The sequence below is a fragment of the Shouchella tritolerans genome (assembly GCF_025770735.1).
Taxonomy (GTDB): Bacteria; Bacillota; Bacilli; order Bacillales; family Bacillaceae_D; genus Shouchella; species Shouchella tritolerans.
Map to the genome: position 1 here is coordinate 318,187 of NZ_JAODPB010000005.1, position 19,224 is coordinate 337,410.

Below are 19,224 nucleotides of genomic sequence, written 5' to 3' on the forward strand. Positions count from 1 at the left end.
AGAGTTGTCTTTCATTAGGCAGTGGCTAATAAGCGAATACCTTCTTTTTTAATATTAATTGCTGAATTGTAATCTCGATCAAGACTTAGTCCGCAAACACATTGATACGTACGTTCGGATAATGCCATTTCTTGTATGGAACCACATTGCGAACACATCTTTGTGGATGGAAACCATTTATCGATTTTGATCAGTTGTTTCCCTTGTTCGTTTCGTTTGTACTGTAAGAAAGAAGTGAACATTCCCCATCCATTATCAGCGACACTTTTACCAAACTTCAGTGCTTGTGACATCCCTTTCATATCTAAATTTTCAATCACAACCGCATCAAAATTAGCTGCTAATTCCTTTGATTGATGGTGAAGAAAGTACTTCCGTTGATTAGCGATTTTTTCATGAATGTTGGCTACTCGAATCCGTTGTTTGTGCCAATTCGAAGAACCTTTTTTCTTAGGGGATAGTTTGCGTTGTTCTTTTGCTAATCGATCCAGCATTTGTCGACTTAGGGTAATTGGCTTTCTTCCCTTCGCTATCGACAAATAACCCGTTCATCGCAAAATCTAATCCAACCACTTTTTTCATTTCCTTACTCTCAATCTCCTTCTCATACTCTGTAAGAATCGAAATATCATATTTCCCGGATGAAGTCATCGAAATCGTGCACGATTTGAGTTTGTGTTCTGAAGGGATTTCTCGATGTTGTCTGATTTTGACCCTTTTTACTTTAGGTCATTTGATATGACCATCTAACAACTGAATATTCCCATTGACAACATTCGTTGTGTAGCTTTGCTTATGTCGTTTGCTTTTGAATGTTGGGAACTTGGCCTTCCCCTTGAAGAAGGCTTTGTAAGCTTTATCTAAATTTAGTTGTGCGTTCGCTAACGCCAATGAGTCTACTTCTTTCAACCACTCATACTCTTTTTTGTACTTGGCAGGAGTAGGGGGCTTCCCCTTTTTTAAAGCATCTTTATCTTCTTTCCGTAACGCATACGTCTCTTTTCGTTCCGCTAACATCTTGTTATAAACAAAGCGAACACATCCGAAGGTTTTACGTATAAGCAAAGACTGATCATCTGTTGGATACAATCTGAACGTATACGCTTTATTTCGTTTGGCCATATCATATCACCTCACTTCATCGAATGTACGTTCTTATCATACCATAGAAAAGGCTTTTCGACTATTGCCCAGCCGATAGTCATCTCCCCTTACCGTTGGGCTACGCCCTACACGCTTAAAGAGGGAGACTTCTTTCGGAAATATGTTAAAGCAAGCAGCCGCAAATCGTGTTATCTTATATACAGTATTCGTTTTTTTATTATCCGCTTCCTGTCTGATTAAGCGGCTTTTACGCAAAAACTTTTTGACAAATCCCGCATGCTTTTGTTGAATCGCTGCGGTTTTTGACAAATGGAAGGAGCATGACTCGATGTTTAGCAAACTTGATTATCCTACTGACCAAGAAGCAGCCTATCGCCTTTTGGAACAGCAAGCCGTTGCCTTACTTGAAGATGAGCCGGATGCGCTAGCCAATTACGCCAATTTATGTGCATTGTTGGGCCAGTTTTTAGATGACATTAACTGGGTCGGCTTTTATTTTCTTAAAGAAAACGAACTTGTGCTCGGCCCTTTCCAAGGACTGCCCGCCTGTACACGGATTGCGATTGGCAAAGGCGTCTGCGGGACGGCTGTGGCCGAAAACAAAACGATGCGCATTGATGATGTCCATGCATTCCCTGGGCATATCGCCTGCGACGCCGCTTCAAACGCCGAACTCGTTATTCCAATCCGCCACAAAGATAAAGTGATAGCAGTCCTTGATATTGACAGCCCGAGTAAAGGCCGTTTCCACGAAAAAGAAGCGGAGGCGCTCGAACGCTTATTGAAGCGAGTGGAACCTTTTTTAATCAAACATTGACAAGTAGGCGCTTTTCCGCTATGATAGATCGGTGTGAGTGACAGCCAAGACAAACGAACTTTTGACCAATCCATTCCTCAAGCGGCTGCAATGACTGAGGTGCATCGCGTAACTTCTAGCTGTCGAAGCGAAGGTGCATGAAAATGGAATGGCTGGAGTTTAGAGATTGTCATTTAGGTTGTTATTTTGCAACACCAAAATAACAAGGAGGAGACACAATGTCTCGTTATACAGGTCCATCTTGGAAACTATCCCGCCGCCTTGGCGTTTCTCTAAGCGGAACAGGGAAAGAGCTTGCGAAGCGTCCTTACGCTCCAGGCCAACACGGTCCAAACCAACGTAAAAAGCTTTCAGAATATGCGCTTCAACTTCATGAAAAGCAAAAACTTCGCCACATGTATGGCGTAAACGAGCGCCAATTCTTGCGCACGTTCAACGATGCTGGCAAAATGAACGGCATCCACGGCGAAAACTTCATGATTTTGCTTGAGTCACGTCTTGACAACCTTGTCTACCGTATGGGTCTTGCCCGTACACGCCGTGCTGCGCGCCAACTAGTAAACCATGGCCACGTGCTTGTTGACGGTTCACGCGTCGACATCCCATCTTATCGCGTAAAGCCAGGGCAAACAATTGGCCTTCGTGAGCGTTCACGGAATTTGACTGTTGTCAAAGAAGCACTTGATGTGAATGATTTCACGCCAGGATACGTATCATTTGACGAAGAAAAGCTTGAAGGTACGTACACACGTTACCCAGAGCGTTCTGAGCTTCCAGCAGAAATTACTGAAGCGCTGATCGTTGAGTGGTATTCTCGTTAAGAATAAAAAACCAGCCGTTTCAGGCTGGTTTTTTTATTTATTTTAAGCTTAGCTTGGCAAACTTGCGCTTTCCGACTTGAACGATCATGCCGTCTTCAACCGATACGACCGTTTGAATATCGGTGATTTTCTGTTCGTTAATTTTTACGCCGCCACCTTGAATCATCCGGCGAGCTTCGCCTTTAGAAGACTGCATGTTCAACGAAACAAGCAAATCAATTAACGGCACTTCTTGATCGCCTTCCCAGGAATAGACAGGAATGTCTTCTGGCAGCGCCCGTTTTTGGAAAACTGTTTTAAAATATTGCTCTGCTTCATCAGCCGCTTCCTTGCCGTGGTACATTTCTACAAATTTACGGCCAAGTCGCATTTTTGCATCGCGTGGATGGACACTGCCCTCTGCAAGCCCTTTTTCTAAAGCTTCCACTTCAGCCATCGGCACATCAGTCGCCAATTTGTAATATTTTACCATCAATTCATCAGGTATCGACATCGCCTTTCCGAAAATCTCGTTCGGTGCTTCGTCAATGCCAATGTAGTTATTAAGGGATTTTGACATTTTACGGACGCCATCAAGCCCTTCGATCAACGGCAACGTCAGCATCACTTGCTTTTCTTTTCCGTACGCTTCTTGGAGTTGGCGTCCCATTAACAAATTAAACGTTTGGTCCGTTCCCCCTACTTCAATGTCGGTTTCCATTGCAACTGAATCGTAGCCTTGCATAAGCGGGTAAAAGAATTCATGCACCGAAATCGGCTGCCCCGTTTTATAGCGTTTGCTAAAATCTTCCCGTTCAAGCATACGGGCCACTGTCATCTGACCAGCAAGCTTTAAAACATCATCAAATTTCAGCTCGCTTAGCCATTGAGAATTGTAAAGAATTTCTGTTTTTTCAATGTCCAAAATTTTTCCGTATTGTTCTACGTATGTTTGTGCATTCTGCTTGACTTGTTCATCAGTCAACACTTTCCTCGTCTCTGACTTTCCAGTCGGATCACCGATTTTTCCAGTAAAGTCACCGATCAGCAGTTGAATATGGTGGCCATACTCTTGAAATTGGCGCAGTTTTTGCAGTACAACTGTATGGCCGATATGGACATCAGGTGCTGACGGGTCCATGCCAAGCTTAATGTTTAACGGCTTTCCTGTTCGAACGCTTTTCTCAATTTTTTCCCGAAATGCCTCTTTCGGGACGACTTCTACAACTCCTCGCATGAGCGCTTCCACTTGCTCATCAACGAGCTTTTGCTGCTCAGGGGTTAACGGTTGTTTTTCATCCATCTATGGTTCCTCCTTCAATTCAACGCAAAAAAAGCCCCTCCCCATAAGGGACGAACTTGTCGCGGTACCACCCTTGTTGAAGGCATACGTGCCTCCCACTCATTCGATAACGGCTTCTCCGTTCTTTGCCGAAACAAAGAATAGCTCCAGGCTGTAATTCTGGCTAACGTACGTGTACCGGTTCGCACCAACCACCGGCTCTCTTCGATCAGCGCACGCCCATACTTCGGCCTTTCTTCGCTTTTTTTACGTTTTCAATTCACTTTCTAGTTTTACCACACGGTGTGTACACTGTCAACATAGCGAACACACGTATGCGCATCACGCAATTTATGATATACTAAGACGACTAAGGGGGGAGTCGATGAAGCACTTTCTTTCGAAGTGGAAGAACAACTGGAATGCCTTTATAGCAAAGCTGGATGACATTCAGTTCTTCCGGAAAGTCGGCATTACATACCAAGTATTATGGAATTTATTCCTTATTGTACTCATTATTGGCTTTTTAGGGTTTATGTTTGCTGGCGGAACGGCCGCAGGTTACTTTGCTTCCCTCGTAGCCGATGAAAAAACGTATTCAGAAGAAGACATGCGCACATTCGTAGGCTCGCTTTCAAAAACAAGCGACATTTACCTTGCTGGCGGTGTTTACTTAGGAAAAATCCGCAGTGAAGTGGACCGCGAAATTGTCTCCCTTGATGACGTGGCCGATGAAGTAAAATGGGCCATCATTGCTACAGAAGACGAGCATTTTTACGAGCATAATGGGATCGTCCCAAAAGCGTTGCTGCGGGCAACAATGCAAGAGCTGACAAGTTCGTCTGTACAAACGGGTGGCAGCACATTGACACAACAACTAATAAAGCAACAAATTTTATCCGATGAAGTATCGTTCGACCGCAAAGCAACAGAAATTATGCTCGCGCTTAGGCTCGAACAGTTTATGACAAAAGATGAAATATTGGAAGCCTACTTAAACGTCGTTCCGTTTGGCCGGAATGCCTCGGGCCGAAATGTTGCTGGCATTGAAGCGGCGGCGCAAGGGGTCTTTGGTGTTTCGGCAAGCGATTTAAACTTGCCACAAGCAGCTTATTTAGCTGGCTTGCCACAAAGCCCGTATGGCTACACGCCTTTCACAAACGACCAACAGCTTAAAGATAAAGACGGTTTGCAGCCTGGGTTTAACCGTTACCAAACGGTTTTAAGTCGCATGTACGAAAAAGAGTACATCACAAAAGAGCAATATGAGGATGCAAAAAGTTACGACCTTACTGCTGATTTTACAACAAGCGCGCCTGACCCAATGGAAGAACGGCCGCGGCTTACTGAAGAAATTATGAACCGGGCAACAGCAGTGCTCGTACAACAGAAAATCGATAACCGCGATGGTTGGGAGAAACTAAGCGATGCTGCTAAACAAGTCGAGCGCAATCAGTTTAAAGCTGAGGTCGAAAACGCGATCATCAATGGTGGTTACAACATCATTACGACCATTGATAAAGATTTGTATGACGCCATGAACGAGGCAGCTCAACAATCTGACGCTTATTTTGGTGCCGACAAACAAGGGCAGCGCGAAGAAGTTGGCTCTGTTTTAATCGAAAATAAAACCGGAAAAATCCTTAGCTTTGTCGGTGGTCGTGAAGAAAACTTAGATCATCTGTATAACCACGCTACACGTGCTTATCGCCAAGCAGGCTCGACGAGCAAACCTGTTCTTGCTTATGCAGGTGCAATTGAAGCAGGTGTAACCCAACCAGGGCTTGTCATTCCCGATGAACAAGCGTTTTACAAAGCTGGTGGGAGGGAAATTAGAAACTTTGACCACGCTCACAAAGGCAATCTCACTGTGCGTGAATCACTGAAACAATCACGCAACGTGCCAGCTGTGGAGGCGTGGTGGCATGTCCCTGATGACTTAAAAGTAAAGCTCCGCGACGAAGCCGGCTTTAACCCAGACATGCACGGCGTGAATGAAGCAGTCGCCATCGGTGGCGGCAATGTCACCGTTGAACAAAATGTCAGCGCCTTTAGCGCTTTCGGCAACAATGGCGTCCGTATGGAACCCTACATGATCGAACGGATTGAAACGGATTCTGGCGAAGTCATTTACGAGCACCCTGCTAGTAAGCATACACTGTTTAGCCCACAAACAAACTATTTGGTCGCCGATATGATGCGTGATGTTATGTACAGCGGAAATGGCACCGGACGCACGGCAGCCAACAAGTTACAGTTTCAAGCTGATTGGGCTGGAAAAACAGGCACGACCAACAACGACTATGATTCATGGTTTATTGCCGTCAACCCTGAGGTGACATTAGGCGTATGGAATGGTTATAGCGGTGACAAAACGATTAGTTTACGCAAACGAGTCGGCGGGCTCGGCACAGGGGCGCGGACACAATCCATTTGGGCGAACTTTGCTAACGCTGCTTATAGCGTTGACCCGGAGCTGATGACAGCAGGAGGCAAACGCTTCGAGCAGCCTGACGGCATTGTCGAAAAACGAGTCTGCGGCTTAACAGGCGGCCCACCAACGAAAGCATGCGAAGAGCAAGGCTTAGTCACTACCGACCTATACAGAAGCGACATGATCGATCATATCGAGGGGCTAGCCCCGTTTCAAGCGAGCTTTAAACCAAATGCTCAACCATCTAATGAAAAAGAAGGAGATGACGATTAAAGAAGCGTGCCTTTAAAGGCACGCTTCTTTTATTGGTGTTAATCTTCCATTGTTGATAAGTCGCCTGTCGGCAAATCCAATTCCCAGGCTTTTAATACGCGGCGCATGATTTTTCCGCTGCGCGTTTTTGGCAATGACTTACGGAACTCCATTTCCCGCGGTGCTGCGTGGGCTGCGAGTCCTGTCTTTACAAATTGGCGAATCTCTTCTTTTAATTCGTCAGTGACTTCATAGCCTTGGCGCAGTGCGATAAATGCTTTGATAATTTCTCCGCGGACAGGGTCAGGTTTGCCAATGACGCCTGCTTCCGCAACGGCTGGGTGTTCAACTAGTTTGCTTTCGACTTCAAATGGGCCAACGCGCTCACCTGCGGTCATAATGACATCGTCAATACGACCTTGGAACCAAAAGTAGCCATCTTCATCCATATAGGCAGAATCACCAGAAACATACCAGCCGTCAAGCTCAAAATAGCTTTGGTATTTGGCTTCATTGTTCCAAATAGCACGCATCATCGCTGGCCAGCCTTTTTTAATGGCAAGATTACCCATTCGGTTCGGTGGCAGTTCATTGCCTCTATCATCAATGATGGCGGCCTTGACGCCTGGAATCGGTTTGCCCATTGATCCTGGACGGATTTCCATTGCCGGGTAGTTACAGATCATTTGCGCTCCCGTTTCCGTCATCCACCACGTGTCGTGAATGCGTTTGTCAAAGACTTTCACACCCCACCGCACCACTTCAGGGTTGAGTGGTTCGCCAACGCTCAAGACATGACGCAGTGACGAAAGGTCATACTGTTTAACAAGTTCGTCGCCTGCGCTCATCAACATCCGAAATGCGGTTGGCGCGCTGTACCAAACCGTTACTTTGTAGCGCTGAATCGTCTCATACCAATCAGTTGGCGAGAAGCGACCGCCGCGCACTACATTGGTCACACCTGCAAGCCAAGGGGCAAAAATGCCGTAAGACGTTCCTGTTACCCAGCCAGGGTCGGCCGTGCACCAATAAATGTCATCTTGCTGCAAGTCAAGGACGACTTTGGCCGTGTGGTAATGCTGGACCATCGCTTCATGGACATGAAGAACGCCTTTTGGCTTGCCCGTGGAGCCAGATGTATAATGGAGAATGAGCCCGTCTTCCCGATCAACCCATTCAATTGCAAAATCACTTGACGCTGCCTGAAGCCGCTTGTTCAACTGTAAAAAAGGACCATTGTCTTCATACGTTTCATCGGCGACTAGCACCGTTTTCAAATCCGGCAAATCGTCAAACGGTACCCGTTCTAGTAATGTCGGCGTTGTGACAAGCACTTTTGCGCCGCTGTCTTCAAGACGGTCACGCACAGCGCCTTCCATAAAAGCTTCAAACAACGGGCCAACAATCGCCCCTATTTTAATGGCACCAAGAAGCGTAAAATACAGCTCAGGTGTGCGAGGCATAAAGATAAAGACACGATCACCTTTTTGGACGTTGGCTTCTTTGAGCACATTCGCTGCTTTGTTCGAGAACGTCTTCATTTCCGCAAATGTGTAAGATTCATCGCGGCGCGCATCGCTATAATAAAGAGCTACCTGTTCGCCTTTGCCGTTCTCGGCATGGTAATCAATTGCTTCATAGGCAAGGTTGACTTTGCCTGTTTTATGCCAAGAAAACGTTTTTCTGACATCCTCCCAGTCAAAGTGTTGCACGGCTTCTTCGTAATTTTTCAGGTTATGGTTTCCTTCAATCGCAGGAAGCGCTTTCATAACAGGTTCACACCTCTCACTCTCAAATTAAGTTCATTATAGTATAAACAAGGTAACGTTTTCAAACAAAATTCACTCTTTGTTCCATTTATTTTCATTAATTCGTCGATTTTTGTTCGCAACCTTCTTGTTTTTGTTTCTACAATGTATAATGAAAACATAGATTGTCTAACCGAGGTGAAGCAATGGAGCATCCAAAAACACTGATCCGCGAACCGTATTCGATTGCAGGCAAGGAATTGGTTTTAGAAGGCCCTCTTCCAGCCAACGAACTTGCTAACTATGATTTTCATGAAGACTTAACTTCCTTCCGGCCGGCGACCGAACAAAAAAAAGCGCTTTTAGAAATTGCCGAATTGCCAGAAGGGCGTATTAACATTGTCCGTGATGGCTCAATGATCGTTGGCTATGTTACATTTGTTTATCCTGACCCTCTCGAACGATGGTCAGAAGGCAATATGGAAAATTTGCTCGAACTCGGTGCGATTGAAATTGCGCCTCCATACCGGGCGCTCGGTATCGGCAAACAGCTGTTGCGCTTATCAATGAAAGATGAAGCAATGGAAAACTATATTATTATTACAACGGAGTATTACTGGCATTGGGATTTGAAAGGCAGCGGACTCGACGTCTGGGAATACCGAAAAGTGATGGAAAAAATGATGAACGCCGGTGGGCTCATTTGGTATGCAACCGATGATCCAGAAATTAGTTCCCATCCGGCAAACTGCTTAATGGCGCGGATTGGAAAGAATGTTGACCAGAGCTCGATTGAAAAATTTGACCAGCTTCGCTTTGTAAACCGCTTTATGTACTAGAAAGGAGGTTTGTTCTGTTTGACGGCCCAACAGAACCTTTGCCAATGAAAATCAAAACGATTATGCGCACGAACGTGCTGACACTAACAGACAAACACACGATTGAAGATGCGATCGCCCTTATGGAAAGCGCCTCCATCCGTCATATTCCTATTACGAACGGTCATACAGCTGTCATTGGCATTGTGTCTGACCGGGATATTCGCGATATACGCCCTTCTACCCTTTCCGTAACCAAAGAAGCAGCCGATTTTTTGCAACCGGTTACGAAAATAATGAGTACACCTGTATTAACCGCTCATCCTGATGATGACGTCCAGGAAGTTGCACGCCTGTTTTACCAGCATCGTGTTGGCTGCCTCCCAGTTGTAGACAACGATCGATTGGCAGGGCTGATCACAGAGTCTGATATGCTTTATAGTTTAACAAAACTCCTAGGCGCAGATCAGCCAAGCTCCATCATTGAAGTGTGTGTACAAAACCGCCCTGGGCAGTTGGCAGATGTCGCTGCTGTTTTTAAAAAAGAGCGTATCAATATTGTTAGCGCTGTCGCGTATCCAAGCAAAAAAGCAGAAAAATATATGCTTTCATTTCGTGTCCAAACCATTGATCCCCGGCGCATTATTGCTGCTCTGCAACTGGCAGGATACGAAGTCTATAATCCGCCGTTTCCCGTAATGGGAGGTCCCAATGAATAATAAAGAAGCCGTACTTGTATATGGACCGAGCCAATATCCGTATAAATTTAACGAAACACACCCGTTTCATCCGCTTCGTCTCGAATTAACATACTCCCTATTGGAAGAGCTGGGGGCGGTTCAAGACCAGCCGCTCATTCAACCTAGCGCAGCTACAAAGGCGGAATTGGAGCTGATTCATGATTCCCGTTTTATTGAAGCGGTCATTGCAGGGGGCGAGGGGCGGTTACCAGATAGCGCCGCAGAAGCATATGGGCTAAAAACCGAAGATACGCCCCTTTTTCCTCATATGCACGAAGCGGCTGCCCATTTAGTTGGAGGAACACTCCGCGCTTGTGACGCTGTCTTAGCCGATGGCTACTTGCATGCCTTCCATCTAGGCGGTGGCCTTCACCATGGCTTTCGCGGCCGGGCGTCGGGCTTTTGCATTTACAATGATTCTTCGATTGCAATCGAGTACATGCGGCGAAAATACGGTGTGCGGATCCTTTATGTCGATACAGATGCTCACCACGGTGACGGCGTCCAATGGGCCTTTTACGACGACCCAGATGTATGCACGCTAAGCTTGCACGAAACGGGGCGCTATTTGTTTCCTGGAACTGGCCATGTGACGGAAAAAGGAACAGGCAAAGGCTTCGGCTTTTCCATCAATGTCCCACTTGATGCGTTTACAGAAGATGAATCTTTTTTGGACGTCTATCGGGCTGCTTTTACAGAAGTCGCCGACTTTTTCAAGCCTGACATTATCGTCACACAGAACGGGGCCGACGCCCATTATCTCGATCCTTTATCGCATTTGCATGTATCCATGAACGTTTACCGAGAAATTCCGCGGTTCGCCCATCAGCTAGCTCATGACTATTGTGGCGGCAAATGGGTTGCTGTCGGAGGGGGCGGCTATGACAAATGGCGGGTTGTCCCAAGAGCATGGGCATTGATTTGGTTGGAGATGAGTGGGCAAACCGCATTGGCAAACGATCATGTGCCCCAAGCTTGGATAGACAAGTGGAAGGACAAGGCGGAAGAAACACTGCCGACCACATGGACAGACACTGCTATCCCACAAATACCGAGAAGAAAGGAAATTACCGCCAAAAACGCTTTGACATTGGAAAAGGCATTGTACCATATTCGCACAGAAAAACAAACAGCGCGTAAACATGTTGAAAAGCATGAATAAGCCGGATCTGTTTATTGATCCGGCTTCAGCCTGTAGACAAACGCTCACATGGATCGTCGATTGACAAGCGTTTTCTATCAGTCTCGTAAGGTTATTTCGTTGAGCCACGACTTTCAATGCGATGTGGCAATGTCACTGTGTAGTCTTCCACGTCTTCTTTATTCATTAGTTTGGTCAGCAACCGCATGGAGACAGCGCCAATGTCATAAAGGGGCTGAACAACGGTCGTTAAGGTTGGACGTACCATTGTAGCCAAACGTGTATTGTCAAAACCGATTACTTCAATGTCACCAGGCACATCATAACCACGATCTTGGACGCCATGGATGACGCCTAGAGCCATTTCATCATTTGAAGCAAATAGCGCTGTCGGTTTTTCGTCAAGGGCAAGAAATGCATCCATTGCTTCCATTCCTGAATCATATGTGTAATCGCCAATGACAATCAGGTTTTCATCAAATTCAATATTGTTTTTCTGAAGCGCTTGGCGATATCCAGCAAACTTTTGGTAGCCATTGATTGGGTCTTCTAGCGAACCACTCAACATACCGATTCGTTTATGTCCTTTTTCAATTAAAAACTGAATGGCATCTTCAGCCGCTTGCGTGTAATCAATATTGACTGACGGAAATGATTTTTCGTCATCTAATGTGGCAGCAAGAACAATCGGTACAGGTGCGCGCTTAAATTGCTCCGCATGCTCCTCTGTAATCTCGCCGCCCATAAACACAATACCGTCGACTTGCTTTTCCAATAGCGTATTAATCAAGTGGATTTCTTTGTCTTTGTTTTGGTCAGAGTTACAAAGAATGATATTGTACTTATACATAGTGGCAATGTCTTCGATTCCGCGCGCCAGCTCGGAGAAGAAAATGCTTGAAATATCAGGGATAATGACACCGACTGTCGTGGTACGTTTGCTGGCTAGCCCCCTCGCTACTGCATTTGGACGGTAATTTAAGCGTTCAATTGCTTCCAGTACTTTTTTCCTTGTCGTCGGTTTTACATTTGGGTTTCCGTTGACTACCCGGGAAACAGTAGCCATTGAGACACCAGCTTCTCTAGCTACATCATAAATGGTCGTATTCATCTTATTTTGCTGCCCGCGCAGCTTATACGCAGCAGCTTCCTCCTCACTATAACAATGTTTATGATTGTGTATCATATACGATAGCAATAACTGTTTTTCATTCGAATGTTTCTTCTATCATACGATACACTAAGATTTCCTGCAATGATTAAAGACTATCTTTCATACTTTTTCACCATTTGAAAAACAGTTTTCTTTTTTCATTATAACAGTATTACTAAAGTGCCCTTTTTTAAATGCTTTTAAACACAAAAGCAGCTCAAAATTTCTTTGAGCTGCTTTTTGTTATGCTTGTTTCACAGGAGCTTTGTAAAGCCCTGACTCAATTAAGCCATCTAAGAATTGATTGAATTGGTCAAAATTCATTTGCTGGGCTGAATCAGACAAAGCGACAGCGGGGTCTGGATGGACTTCCGCCATCACCGCATCTGCCCCAATCGCCAGAGCTGCTTTCGCTGCTGGCAGAAGCAAATCACGGCGGCCAGTAGAGTGTGTAACATCAACCATTACTGGCAAGTGTGTTTCTTGTTTTAAAATCGGCACTGCGGAAATATCGAGTGTGTTGCGTGTCGCTTTCTCGTAAGTGCGAATGCCACGTTCGCAAAGCATCAACTGGCTATTCCCTTTTGAGACGATGTATTCAGCAGCGTGGATAAATTCTTCAATCGTTGCGGATAAACCACGCTTTAACAATACAGGCGTTTTAACAGAACCGGCAGCTTTCAGCAGCTCGAAGTTTTGCATATTACGAGCGCCAATTTGAATGACATCGACATATTCTGTTGCCACTTCTACGTCAGCTGGAGTGACAATTTCACTAATAACCGCCATATCAAGCTCATCAGCAACACGTTTTAATATTTTTAACCCTTCTAAACCTAGACCTTGGAAATCATAAGGAGACGTACGCGGCTTAAAAGCGCCGCCCCGGAGAAGGCGCTGCCCCCTCTTTTTCATTTCTTTCGCAACAGCTAGCACTTGTTCATAACTTTCAACGGCGCACGGGCCAAAAACAAAACGTTGCTGGCCATCGCCGATTGTTTCCCCTTTGACATCGACAGTGGTGTTTTCAGGTTGCTTTTTCCGGGATACTAACAGCGCTTTGCTGTTGTCTTCTTCTTGCAACTCCAAGCTCGCTTTAAAAATTTGTTTAAATAAATGCTGAAGTGTCGCTGTTTCAAATGGCCCTTCATTGTGTTTGGCAATATGGTCTAGCATGCTCCGTTCTCGAACTGGATCAAAGCGGTTAATGCCTTGTTCTCTTTTGATATCGCCAATTTCCTTTACAAGCCTTGCACGCTCATTAATCTTTTCAAGGATGGCAAGGTTGACTTTGTCTAACTCATCTCTAAGGGAATCCAATTGTTCATTGCTCATGTCGTCTCTCCGCACCTTTCTCTCTGTCAGAAATTTAACTTTTGTCTATTATAGCTGACTGGCGTTAAAAAGTCACGGACTTTTTCTTTATTACTTAGACGCTTTTACGTAATAAAGTGAATTTGGAAGGAAATGCGCGATGAAAACTCGGTCTCATCGCGCTTTCCATTAGCTTTCTGTATTCGCATTGGCGCGAACTTCTTTTTCTGCTTCTTCAATTTCATTTTTAACCGTGTCAGAAATGGTTTTCGATGCTTCTTCTGCATCTTGTTTTAAATCTTCAGCAAGGCTCGCGGCTTCATTTACTTGGTCTTCTGCTTCTTTTTTAACAGAAGCGCTCAAATCTTTTACTTTTTCAACCACTTGCATGGATTGATCTGTTACACTTTTAGCGATATTGTTCGACTTTTCTCTAGCTATGTCAACCCACTCGTTGCCTTTTTCATAAGCGGCGCTCGCTTGTTCGCTTATGTCGCTGCGCAACTCTTTCCCTGATTTAGGTGCGAGAAACAGCGCCGTTGTCGCGCCAACAATTCCACCGATTAATGTACCAATCAAAAAATCTTTTGAATTCATATCTCCCATTCTAACTCCTCCTTGTTTGTCAACGATCAAGCTGTTGCTTTCGTTGTTTAAATTTTGTATAGAAATCCAAAACAGCCTGTCCCCATTGTACTGCTTGGGAGACTGTTTCAGCATTCCGGCTTGTTTGGTCACTTATTTTAACAGAAACTTGGTGAACAGACTGGTTGAGCGTTTTCATCGATTCGCCCAACTCTTTAGCGGCGCCAAAAACGGTATTGAGCGACTCCGATTTCTGTTGTAAGTCATCTGCTAACGCATTGGTTTTTTTCAAAAGCAATTCAGATTCTGTCGTTATACCTCGCAGTTGTTTTTCCAGCGCTTCCACCGTTGCCGATGTGTTTTCAAGCGTTTTGGTAGCTGATTTAAGTGTTTTGATTAAATAAATAACCAGTATCGCAAAAGCCAGGGCAACAATCAAGGCGCTTATGTATAAGATGGCTTCCACTCATCATCCCCTCCTTCCTACATACTTTACCCAAGTTTAATAAGATCAAACCTAAATTGCAATGTGCTAAAGATACATTTTCGACAAATACCTGCGTTTTTCCTTCAAAATAAAAAAAGCAGCTGATAAACAGCTGCCTAATGTAACCAAACGTTCATATCTGCTACTCGCCCTGGCTTTTCTATTAGTCTGAATGGCCAATTACGAACTTGATTCGACCAATGCTTCATAGGCTTTTTGGTATTTCTGGATGTCACCTGCGCCCATAAACAACAGAACAGACTCTCCGTGGCCTTTGAGCGTTTCAATTTCTCCTTCCGTTAACAGTTTTGCGCCATCAACAAGCGCTTGTAGCTGTTCGATCGAAAGAGAACCTTTTTCTTCCCTCGCCGAGCCAAAAATATCGCATAAATAAACGTGGTCGGCTTGGCTGAGCGCTTCCGCAAATTCATTTAAAAACGTTTTTGTCCGCGTAAATGTATGAGGCTGGAATATCGCTGTTACTTCTCGGTCACGGTATTTCTTTTTCGTCGCCTCAATTGTAGCTGCAATTTCTGTTGGATGGTGGGCATAGTCATCAATTAGTATTTGCTTGCCTGAACGCTTTTCGCTAAAACGCCGTTTGACGCCAGCAAAGGTCTTTAAGTGCTCAACAATGTCTTCATAGCCAATGCCTTCATAGTGGCATAAAGCAATGACAGACAATGCGTTTTTGACATTGTGGTCGCCAAAGCCAGGGATCACAAACGACCCAAACAGATCGCCTCTAACCCAGGCATCAAACGCTGTCCCTTCTGGCGTGTTTTTAATCGATTTCGCTTGAAAATCATTATGGTCGCCAAGGCCGTAATAAACTATTGGCACATTTGCCTGCAATGTTTGCAAATGTTCATCATCACCGCAAGCAATAATCGCTTTATTGACTTGCTTCGCCATCGTTTGGAAAGCAGAAACGACATCTTCCACGCTCTTGAAATAATCGGGATGGTCAAAATCAATATTGGTCATTACGCAATAATCAGGCGAGTAATTTAAGAAATGGCGGCGGTACTCACATGCTTCAAATACAAAATACGTTGAATTAGCCGCACCTTTCCCTGTCCCATCGCCAATCAAATAAGAGGTAGGCTCAACAGACCCTAACACATGAGCCAGCAACCCTGTTGTGGACGTTTTTCCATGTGAGCCTGAAACTGCAATGCTTGTAAACTGTTTAATAAAGGAGCCAAGAAATTCCGGATAGACATCCACTTGCAAACCGAGCTCCCGCGCCCGTTTAATTTCCTCGTGTGTTTCACCATAAGCAGCTGAAACAATGACATGTTGCCCGTTTTTAATATTGTCTCGCGAAAAAGGCAATAACGTAATGCCCTTTTGTTCTAACGGCTTCTGAGTAAAAATCGTTTCTTCAATGTCCGATCCTTGTACATTCTCATTTAAATCATGCAGGATTTGCGCTAATGCGCTCATGCCTGAACCTTTGATTCCGGTAAAGTGATAGTTTGTCAATCGTGAAGCCTCCAATCAAAAAAAGCAAATCGTATTCGACGCCTTGCGAACATGGCCCTCGTTCCATTAATTATATAGTAGTATATGTCATTTTTAAGAAAAGGTCCTGCAATTTGCATACGCCTTCCTGTAGCACGATTTGTTCCTTCCATATCATATAGAAATTTTCTTCATTTCTCAAGTTCTTGCTGTTTCCGTCGTCGAACCAAACAGTTCTCTCACGTCTTCTTCACTTGCTAACACATGGCGCGGTTTGCTTCCCATAGCACCTGATACAATCTTTCTAGCTTCCATCATTTCCATTAAACGGGCAGCCCGATTATAACCTACCCGAAACCGCCGCTGTATGCTAGAAGCAGAAACGGTACCTTGTTCGACTGCATAGAAACATGCCTCTTCAAGTAGCTCATCCTCTTCTTCTTCCTGTAAAAGCGTCCGCTCAATTGTCTCTGTATCAAATAAGTATTCAGGCTTGCCGTATTGTTTTGCATAAGCGACAACATCCTCAATTTCCTCGTCTGATACAAAAGTCCCTTGGACACGGATAGGCTTCGGTGATCCATTTTCATGGAAGAGCATATCGCCTTTTCCAAGCAACCGTTCCGCGCCGCCCATATCAAGAATCGTGCGTGAATCCGTTTGTGAAGCAACAGCAAAGGCAATCCGCGTCGGTATATTTGCTTTAATCAATCCTGTGATGACATCAACAGAAGGGCGCTGCGTTGCAAGGAGCAAATGAATTCCGCAAGCCCGTGCTTTTTGAGCAATCCGGCAAATCGCATCTTCAACATCTTGTGGGGACACCATCATTAAGTCGGCGAGTTCGTCAATAACGACTAAAAGATACGGCAATGCTGGCTTGCCATTTTCAGAGAACCGCTGATTATATTTACTAATATCGCGAACGCCACGCTGGCTAAACAATTCGTAGCGCCGTTCCATTTCCTGGACAACCCATTTTAAAGCGGCTGTCGCTTGCTTTGGATCAGTAATAACAGGAGCAACCAAATGAGGTACTTCTTGATAAGTAGCAAGCTCGACCATTTTGGGATCGACGAGCAACAGCTTTACTTCATCTGGGGATGCTTTATAGAGCAGACTAACTAAAATTGAGTTAATGCACACACTTTTCCCTGAGCCTGTGGCGCCAGCAACAAGGCCATGAGGCATTTTCTTTAAATCTGTAACGATCGGCTGTCCAGAAATATCAAGCCCTAAGCCAACAGTTAAAGGCGAATCTGGCTGCCTAAATACATCACGGCGCAAAATTTCCCTTAGCATCACTGGGGCTGACGTTCGATTTGGCACTTCAATGCCGATTGCGTTTTTACCAGGAATCGGCGCTTCCATACGGATGTCTTTAGCAGCTAGCGCCAGCTTAATATCATCTGTTAGATTTGTTACCTTATTCACTTTTACTCCGCGGGCGGGCTGAACTTCAAAACGCGTTACCGCCGGCCCTTTTGTCCGGTTGACGACTTTTGCATCAACATGGAAACTCGATAGTGTTTCTTCAAGCAATTGCGCTTGCTCGTCAAGCCAAAGAGAATCATCTTGATCGATTTTTTCAGGAACCTTTAGCAAATGAAGCGGTGGCGCTTCGTAGCCATTTTTTGTGTGCTGCCCTTTTTTAATAGGCGCTTTTTTACGGTCCTTTGGCAACATCAGCACATTATAAGGAATGCCAGCCTTCGTATTGTCATTACTCGTTCGGTTACTTAGCCTTTCTTGTTTTTTCGTTTCACTGCTAAGGGGAACGATTTTTTCACTAGACTGCACCCGCGCTTCTCCGTTCTCTTCAGTTGTTGCTGTGAGATCATTGTTAACGGCCTGAATCGGCTTTGTCTCTTGTCTTTCATTCTCCACGGTACCGACTTCAGCAGTTGATTGGACTTCCGTTCTATCATACGGTTCGTTCGTTTTCACTTGGTCTGTTTCGCCAGGCAACGCATCGGTTTTAACCATTGCTTCTGCATGATGATCAACGTCTAGTTCCTTACGTCCATACCGTTCGTTCGTTTCCACTTGGCCTGTTTCCCCAGGCAACGCGTCGGTTCCAGCCATTACTTCTGCATCATCTGAAATCTCCTGTTCCTCACGTCCATACCGTTCGTTTGCTTCCACTTGGTCTGTTTCGCCCGAAAAAGCATCGGTTCCAACCATTACTTCTGCATCATCTGAAATCTCCTGTTCCTCACGTCCATACCGTTCGTTTGCTTCCACTTGGTCTGTTTCGCCAGGCATAACTTTGGTCTCAACGATTGCTTCTCCATCATCAATATCTGCTGCCTCGTGTTCATATGTACGCTCTTTTTCGTCACCACTTGCCTCTTCTTGGGGACGGATTTCTTTGCTTTTTTGTTGCTGTGCTTGATCGTCGGCAAGTGGAAGCGACTGTAGGGCATGTTCACGTAGCCTCTTCAACACATCCTCTTCCAGCGAGCGTGATTCCTTGCGCAAAAAAGCAGGCTTGCTATCAATTTGCGGAGATTTAGGCCGGTGTAACAGCCGCTCAGCATATTCAGCTTGCTTGTCCTTCGTTGAAAAAATGAGCCAATCGTAGTCGCTGTTTTCATGTGTTTTTTCCGGTTTCTGAATTCCATGGACAGGAGAAGGGATTTCTGTCGACTTAAATGTCCCTTGAAACAGTTCTTTGCCGGCGGCAGATCTTTTCTTTTGTACCACTTTTGGCAGCTCCTCCTGCTTCTCCTCTTGCCCTTCCTTTTTTATAGAAGGCTGTGTCGCTGCAACACGCCCTGCTTTTTTCTTGGAAATGGGCCATTCCCCATTTGAATTGGCGTAGCGGTAAGTCATGCGCGCTTCTTCTAACTCAGAAGGCTCGTTGTTCTCATGTTCAGGTCTCTGTATGGACTTCTGTATGGTTTCCACGTTTCGCCCATAATCGTTGTGTTCCTCATCATCTTCTTCACTCAATCCTTTAACCCAGTCAAGCCATTTTTTCCATATGTTCATTCTTTCACCACCTTATATCGCGATTATTCCTTTAGCCTCGTTCTACATAAAAAGCTGGCCTCATTCAGCCAGCCATTTCGTTTTTAGG

General features: G+C 45.1%; 14 protein-coding genes, 1 pseudogene and 1 other annotated feature. Of the genes and pseudogenes, 6 read left to right on the top strand and 9 right to left on the bottom strand.

Annotated features, from left to right (window positions below):
* Positions 1–14: 14 nt before the first annotated feature.
* Positions 15–1,122: pseudogene (locus N6H06_RS17740) on the bottom strand (RNA-guided endonuclease TnpB family protein).
* A 310-nt stretch (positions 1,123–1,432) separates the two neighbouring features.
* On the opposite strand from N6H06_RS17740, the gene N6H06_RS17745 reads away from it, so the two are divergent.
* Together N6H06_RS17745 and rpsD are read left to right on the top strand one after the other, a co-directional pair.
* The gene (locus tag N6H06_RS17745) at positions 1,433–1,921 is read left to right on the top strand and encodes a GAF domain-containing protein (protein WP_212954055.1); all 489 of its coding nucleotides are present in this window, start codon (positions 1,433–1,435) and stop codon (positions 1,919–1,921) included.
* A 218-nt stretch (positions 1,922–2,139) separates the two neighbouring features.
* Complete coding sequence (rpsD, locus tag N6H06_RS17750; protein ID WP_011247599.1) at positions 2,140–2,742, top strand: 30S ribosomal protein S4; 603 nt, start codon at positions 2,140–2,142, stop codon at positions 2,740–2,742.
* A gap of 37 nt (positions 2,743–2,779) precedes the next feature.
* On the opposite strand, the gene tyrS is transcribed toward rpsD, so the two are convergent.
* Entirely contained in the window at positions 2,780–4,024 is a 1,245-nt protein-coding gene (tyrS, locus tag N6H06_RS17755) for a tyrosine--tRNA ligase (RefSeq protein ID WP_062749771.1), read from the bottom strand.
* A 43-nt stretch (positions 4,025–4,067) separates the two neighbouring features.
* Positions 4,068–4,271: a binding site (T-box leader), on the bottom strand.
* 117 nt (positions 4,272–4,388) lie between these two features.
* On the opposite strand from tyrS, the gene N6H06_RS17760 reads away from it, so the two are divergent.
* Complete coding sequence (locus tag N6H06_RS17760) at positions 4,389–6,710, top strand: transglycosylase domain-containing protein (protein WP_212954056.1); 2,322 nt, start codon at positions 4,389–4,391, stop codon at positions 6,708–6,710.
* 38 nt (positions 6,711–6,748) lie between these two features.
* Here the strand turns inward: N6H06_RS17760 and acsA are convergent, their stop codons facing one another.
* Complete coding sequence (acsA, locus tag N6H06_RS17765; RefSeq protein ID WP_062749773.1) at positions 6,749–8,458, bottom strand: acetate--CoA ligase; 1,710 nt, start codon at positions 8,456–8,458, stop codon at positions 6,749–6,751.
* A 185-nt stretch (positions 8,459–8,643) separates the two neighbouring features.
* On the opposite strand from acsA, the gene N6H06_RS17770 reads away from it, so the two are divergent.
* Genes N6H06_RS17770 through N6H06_RS17780 form a run of 3 tightly spaced genes read left to right on the top strand, consistent with a single transcriptional unit; the run spans position 8,644 to position 11,157 of the window.
* Positions 8,644–9,276, top strand: a complete 633-nt coding sequence (locus N6H06_RS17770) for a GNAT family N-acetyltransferase (protein ID WP_212954057.1) — start codon at positions 8,644–8,646, stop codon at positions 9,274–9,276.
* Between the two features lie 44 nt (positions 9,277–9,320).
* Complete coding sequence (locus tag N6H06_RS17775) at positions 9,321–9,974, top strand: acetoin utilization AcuB family protein (RefSeq protein WP_062749932.1); 654 nt, start codon at positions 9,321–9,323, stop codon at positions 9,972–9,974.
* A complete protein-coding gene (locus tag N6H06_RS17780; protein ID WP_212954058.1) occupies positions 9,967–11,157 on the top strand; it encodes an acetoin utilization protein AcuC in 1,191 nt (396 codons plus the stop codon). The genes N6H06_RS17775 and N6H06_RS17780 overlap by 8 nt, the downstream gene beginning before the upstream one ends.
* Positions 11,158–11,248: 91 nt before the next feature.
* On the opposite strand, the gene ccpA is transcribed toward N6H06_RS17780, so the two are convergent.
* The 6 genes from ccpA to N6H06_RS17810 all read right to left on the bottom strand — a co-directional run bounded on the left by ccpA (position 11,249) and on the right by N6H06_RS17810 (position 19,136).
* Complete coding sequence (gene ccpA, locus N6H06_RS17785; protein ID WP_062749933.1) at positions 11,249–12,247, bottom strand: catabolite control protein A; 999 nt, start codon at positions 12,245–12,247, stop codon at positions 11,249–11,251.
* Between the two features lie 285 nt (positions 12,248–12,532).
* Positions 12,533–13,624, bottom strand: a complete 1,092-nt coding sequence (locus N6H06_RS17790; protein ID WP_263707608.1) for a bifunctional 3-deoxy-7-phosphoheptulonate synthase/chorismate mutase — start codon at positions 13,622–13,624, stop codon at positions 12,533–12,535.
* 168 nt (positions 13,625–13,792) lie between these two features.
* On the bottom strand, positions 13,793–14,209 hold the full coding sequence (locus N6H06_RS17795) for a YtxH domain-containing protein (RefSeq protein WP_062749776.1): 417 nt from the start codon (positions 14,207–14,209) through the stop codon (positions 13,793–13,795).
* Between the two features lie 19 nt (positions 14,210–14,228).
* Positions 14,229–14,654 (bottom strand): DUF948 domain-containing protein, encoded by a 426-nt coding sequence (locus tag N6H06_RS17800; protein ID WP_062749777.1) that lies wholly within the window; start codon positions 14,652–14,654, stop codon positions 14,229–14,231.
* A gap of 201 nt (positions 14,655–14,855) precedes the next feature.
* Positions 14,856–16,163: a UDP-N-acetylmuramate--L-alanine ligase gene (murC, locus tag N6H06_RS17805; RefSeq protein ID WP_062749778.1), complete on the bottom strand. Its 1,308-nt coding sequence runs from the start codon at positions 16,161–16,163 to the stop codon at positions 14,856–14,858.
* Positions 16,164–16,340: 177 nt separating this feature from the next.
* On the bottom strand, positions 16,341–19,136 hold the full coding sequence (locus tag N6H06_RS17810; protein ID WP_263707609.1) for a DNA translocase FtsK: 2,796 nt from the start codon (positions 19,134–19,136) through the stop codon (positions 16,341–16,343).
* Positions 19,137–19,224: the final 88 nt, after the last annotated feature.

Excerpts from the sequence above, each read along its gene's own strand:
- ccpA (WP_062749933.1), bottom strand. The coding sequence starts at position 12,247 with ATGAATACGACCATTTATGATGTAGCTAGAGAAGCTGGTGTCTCAATG.
- N6H06_RS17790 (WP_263707608.1), bottom strand. The coding sequence starts at position 13,624 with ATGAGCAATGAACAATTGGATTCCCTTAGAGATGAGTTAGACAAAGTC.
- N6H06_RS17770 (WP_212954057.1), top strand. The coding sequence starts at position 8,644 with ATGGAGCATCCAAAAACACTGATCCGCGAACCGTATTCGATTGCAGGC.
- N6H06_RS17760 (WP_212954056.1), top strand. The coding sequence starts at position 4,389 with ATGAAGCACTTTCTTTCGAAGTGGAAGAACAACTGGAATGCCTTTATA.
- N6H06_RS17745 (WP_212954055.1), top strand. The coding sequence starts at position 1,433 with ATGTTTAGCAAACTTGATTATCCTACTGACCAAGAAGCAGCCTATCGC.
- rpsD (WP_011247599.1), top strand. The coding sequence starts at position 2,140 with ATGTCTCGTTATACAGGTCCATCTTGGAAACTATCCCGCCGCCTTGGC.
- tyrS (WP_062749771.1), bottom strand. The coding sequence starts at position 4,024 with ATGGATGAAAAACAACCGTTAACCCCTGAGCAGCAAAAGCTCGTTGAT.
- N6H06_RS17775 (WP_062749932.1), top strand. The coding sequence starts at position 9,321 with ATGAAAATCAAAACGATTATGCGCACGAACGTGCTGACACTAACAGAC.
- N6H06_RS17795 (WP_062749776.1), bottom strand. The coding sequence starts at position 14,209 with ATGGGAGATATGAATTCAAAAGATTTTTTGATTGGTACATTAATCGGT.
- acsA (WP_062749773.1), bottom strand. The coding sequence starts at position 8,458 with ATGAAAGCGCTTCCTGCGATTGAAGGAAACCATAACCTGAAAAATTAC.
- N6H06_RS17780 (WP_212954058.1), top strand. The coding sequence starts at position 9,967 with ATGAATAATAAAGAAGCCGTACTTGTATATGGACCGAGCCAATATCCG.
- N6H06_RS17810 (WP_263707609.1), bottom strand. The coding sequence starts at position 19,136 with ATGAACATATGGAAAAAATGGCTTGACTGGGTTAAAGGATTGAGTGAA.